A 3,636-nucleotide genomic window follows, 5' to 3' on the forward strand; every position below is an offset into this window, starting at 1 on the left:
ACGCTGCGCGACCTCAAGCGGGTGAACGCCCACCTTGTCGCGGCGGCGGCATACCCCGTGCTTGAGGGCAAGGGCGAGCTGCTGCCGAGCAGGTTGCGCCAGGACGGGATGGAGGAAGATTAGAGCGCCACTGTTCCCTCGATGCAGGTCGTGACCTTGCCGCCGACCCAGATATCCGCGCCGATCTGCCGCACCTCGACCCGTCCCGCGCGCCCGAGTGCCGTGCCCTGGCTGGCCACGTAGGTCGAGGGTGCCAGGCCGCTCCCGATCAGCCATTGGGCGAGGCCGGCATTCAGACTCCCGGTGACCGGGTCTTCCGGCACGCTGGAACCCGGAATGAAGGCGCGCACTTCGAATTCGGCGTCCGTCCCGTCCCGGTCGCGGTCCCATTTCCCGACCACACCGAGATCCAGACCCGCCAGGGCGGCGTAATCCGGTTGCAGCGCCAGCACCTCGGCGCGGGATCGTAGCATGACGGCGACCCAGCCTGGGCCGTTATCCACCCATTGCGATGCGATAATGGTGTCCCGCGTCAGGCGAAGCCCACGCGCGATCCTGTCCAACAACTCGGGCTCGACCGGGCCGGCCCGCCGCAACGGCGGCGCCGCGAAGGCGAGCGATGCGCCGTCGCGCCGGATGCGCACCAGGCCAGCATCGCATTCCTGAACGATCTCGGCGCCTCGCGGTACGCCACCGGATGCCAGCCAGACATGGCAGCTTCCCAAAGTGGGATGTCCCGCGAAGGGCAATTCCCGCTCGGGCGTGAAAATGCGCACCCGGTAATCCGCATCCGGCGCGCGCGGGCGAAGCAGAAACGTCGTTTCGCTCAGATTGGTCCAGTCGGCGAAAGCGGCCATCCGTGCATCCGAAACCGCGTCCGCGCCGACGACCACGGCGAGAGGATTTCCCTTAAGCGCCTGTGCGGTGAACACGTCTACCTGCTGGAATGGCAATGTCGTCATGCGGTTTCGAATCCGCTCAATACGTTCACCACGTTGATCCCGATGTCTTCGACGGCGTAGCCGCCTTCCATAACGAACATGGTCGGCCGCGCCAAGGAGGCGATGCGCTCGCCGATTCGGGTGAAATGCTCCCGCTCCAGCCGGAACTGCGAGATCGGATCGTGCTTATAGGTATCGACGCCCAGGGAGACGATGACGATGTCCGGCCGGTAAGTCTGGATGCGTGTCAGTCCGTGGTTGAGCGCGGCACTCCATGCCGGCCATTCGGTGCCGAGCGGCAGCGGGTAATTCGCATTCATACCCTCGCCATCGGCTGCGCCGGTTTCATCGGCAAAGCCGAGCCGGTAGGGAAATTCCGCGTCGGGGTCGCCGTGAATCGAGACGAACAGCACGTCGTTGCGCCGATAGAAAATCTGCTGCGTGCCGTTTCCGTGATGGTAGTCGATATCGAGGATCGCGATCCTGGCAGCACCGTCGCCGAGCATCGCCTGTGCCGCGATGGCCGCGTTGTTGAGAAAGCAATATCCGCCATAGTGGTCGGTGCCCGCATGGTGACCGGGCGGACGGCAGAGCGCGAAGGCAGAGCGTTCGCCCTGGGTGATGAGGGAACTCGCGGTAAGCGCGGTATCGGCCGAGGATTTGATGGCGCGCCAGCTTGTTGGCGTGATCGGGGTGCCGGCATCGAAGGAGTAATAGGCCAGTTTTCCGTCCAGGCAGCGCGGAACCCGGTCTTCCCGCACGCCGCGCGTGCCGAAGGTGAAGGGAATCGCGCCGCCCGATCGTCCGGCTTCCTGCCATTCCGCATAGGCGTGCTGGAACAAATCGATCATGCCGGCATCATGAATGGCGGTGAGTTTGGATAATGGATAGGGTTGCGGCGCGGAGATTTCGCCAAGCCGCGCGCGCTCGATTTCGGCGCGGATCAGGTCCGCCCGTTCGGGTTTTTCGAAGGCGGGAACATATGCGCCGTTGAGAAGTTCTCCGGGGCTTTGGTGAAACCGATGATCGGCATTGAAGATCGTGCGCATGGATCGATTCCTCGGGCGTTTCCATATTCGGATTTGCGTGATTACAGCGAACCCAGACTGAGCACGCTAGCGTTGATCGCCGGCCGCTCACGGGCAAGATCAAGCGAGCGAGCGACGCTGTAATAAACCAAGCCAGACACCAACAGGCCTGGCGCCCATGAAATGTCCACCCCGCCGAGAGCCTTGGCGACAGGCCCTTCGTAGAAACCTGCTAAATCAAAGAATGGCACGCTTGCCGCGAAGCCAACGAAATAGGCGACGATACCGCGCCAGCTCCATGCGCCGTAGATTCCGTTCGGCTCAAACAGATCCCTGATCGCGTAATGTCCACGGCGGACAAAGAAATAATCCATCAGGTTCACAGCCGTCCATGGAACCAGGAGATAGAGCATGATCGACAAGCTGTCATACAGCGCATTGATGGCTTTTGCGGTGACGTTCAATGAAATGGCAAGCCAGATCACCATCAGGACGAGAATGCCGACAACCCGTACGCCCTTGCTGGGTTTCAGCTTTACGAACGCATCGGCACCTGTGACCAGAGTGAGCATGCCGGAGTAGGCGTTGAGTCCCATCGTCGCGGCCAGCGCGCCGATGGAGACCAGCACCAGTATCGTACCGAGATGGGGGAATACCATGTTTCCCGCTAGATTGGTCGCAACTAGCCCGTCTTGCACACCGAGATAGGTGGAGAGCCAGGCTCCGAGAATGATAAGCCAAATTGCCGAGAGAGAGGCGCCAAGATAAACACTTAGCACAAGCCCGGTGCGCGATTTTCCGTGCGGCAGATATCGAGTGTAGTCCGAAACATAGGGCGCGTAGGTGATGTTGAAGCTGGCTCCAGCCGCGAACTCCGCGGCGAAAGCGATCCAGTTGAAGCCGGAATGTGCAGGCGGTTTTCCAGATACACCGCCGGTTGCGATCGCGACCGTGAGTATCAGGTAAAGTGGTAGGCTGATCCAAAACAAAATACGAAAAACGAGATGCAACCAATCATGACCATAAATCGCTATCGTTATCGCGATGACCGCAAGGATTAACGCAACGGCACTGATTTCCCAGCCGAACAGATTGTGCAAGCCCTGGCTGAGCAACACAGTGTCGACCACGTTGAAACCAGCAAAGGTGAAGAGCGTGCCTATCAACGGGATAATTACCCCCCGATAGCCGAACTGGGCACGTGATTGGATCATCTGGGGCAATCCAAGATCTGGCCCCTGGCTTGCATGGAATGCCATGAAGATCGTGCCGAACAAGATACCCAGCGTACCGCTGAGGGCGGTATAGCCGAAGCTCAGGCCCATCCCCGGTCCGATGAAGCCAATCGCAGTCGTGACGAAGTTGAAATTTCCGAGAAACCAGAATGGCCCCTGGTTGATGACCTTGCCGCGTCGTTCCGAAATCGGCACATAATCGATGGTCCGATGCTCGATGCCAAGCCGAAATGCGTTTGTGGTTCCTTCACCCGTTTCAGTGTTCATTTGGACGTCCCCATTATTTCAAGCTTTTGTTCAGCCAAAGCAGTTAGTCTTACTGTGTCATAAATCGAGCATTCTCGATTTGTCGTTGGCAACACGGGCATCTAGGCAGGGTTCTGGCGAGGGTGCGGGCGATTGTTGTTCTGAGCGTGGTCATTGATGTTGCGA

The 3,636-nt window shown here is 59.8% G+C and carries 3 protein-coding genes; all 3 read right to left on the reverse strand.

Annotation, left to right across the window (positions count from 1 at the left end):
- Window positions 1-119: 119 nt before the first annotated feature.
- From L2A60_RS19995 to L2A60_RS20005, 3 genes are read right to left on the reverse strand one after another with little or no spacing between them, the layout of a single operon-like run.
- A complete protein-coding gene (locus L2A60_RS19995; protein ID WP_235706219.1) occupies window positions 120-962 on the reverse strand; it encodes a PhzF family phenazine biosynthesis protein in 843 nt (280 codons plus the stop codon).
- Window positions 959-1,990 (reverse strand): histone deacetylase family protein, encoded by a 1,032-nt coding sequence (locus tag L2A60_RS20000; RefSeq protein WP_235706220.1) that lies wholly within the window; start codon window positions 1,988-1,990, stop codon window positions 959-961. Before L2A60_RS20000 ends, L2A60_RS19995 begins: the two co-directional genes overlap by 4 nt.
- A 41-nt stretch (window positions 1,991-2,031) precedes the next feature.
- Entirely contained in the window at window positions 2,032-3,471 is a 1,440-nt protein-coding gene (locus L2A60_RS20005; RefSeq protein WP_235706221.1) for a purine-cytosine permease family protein, read from the reverse strand.
- Window positions 3,472-3,636 lie beyond the last annotated feature (165 nt).

Source organism: Acidiphilium iwatense (assembly GCF_021556475.1).
Lineage (GTDB): Bacteria > Pseudomonadota > Alphaproteobacteria > Acetobacterales > Acetobacteraceae > Acidiphilium > Acidiphilium iwatense.

Bases quoted from the DNA above. Each gene is read 5' to 3' on its own strand.
- L2A60_RS20005 (WP_235706221.1), bottom strand. From the start codon at position 3,471: ATGAACACTGAAACGGGTGAAGGAACCACAAACGCATTTCGGCTTGGC.
- L2A60_RS20000 (WP_235706220.1), bottom strand. From the start codon at position 1,990: ATGCGCACGATCTTCAATGCCGATCATCGGTTTCACCAAAGCCCCGGA.
- L2A60_RS19995 (WP_235706219.1), bottom strand. From the start codon at position 962: ATGACGACATTGCCATTCCAGCAGGTAGACGTGTTCACCGCACAGGCG.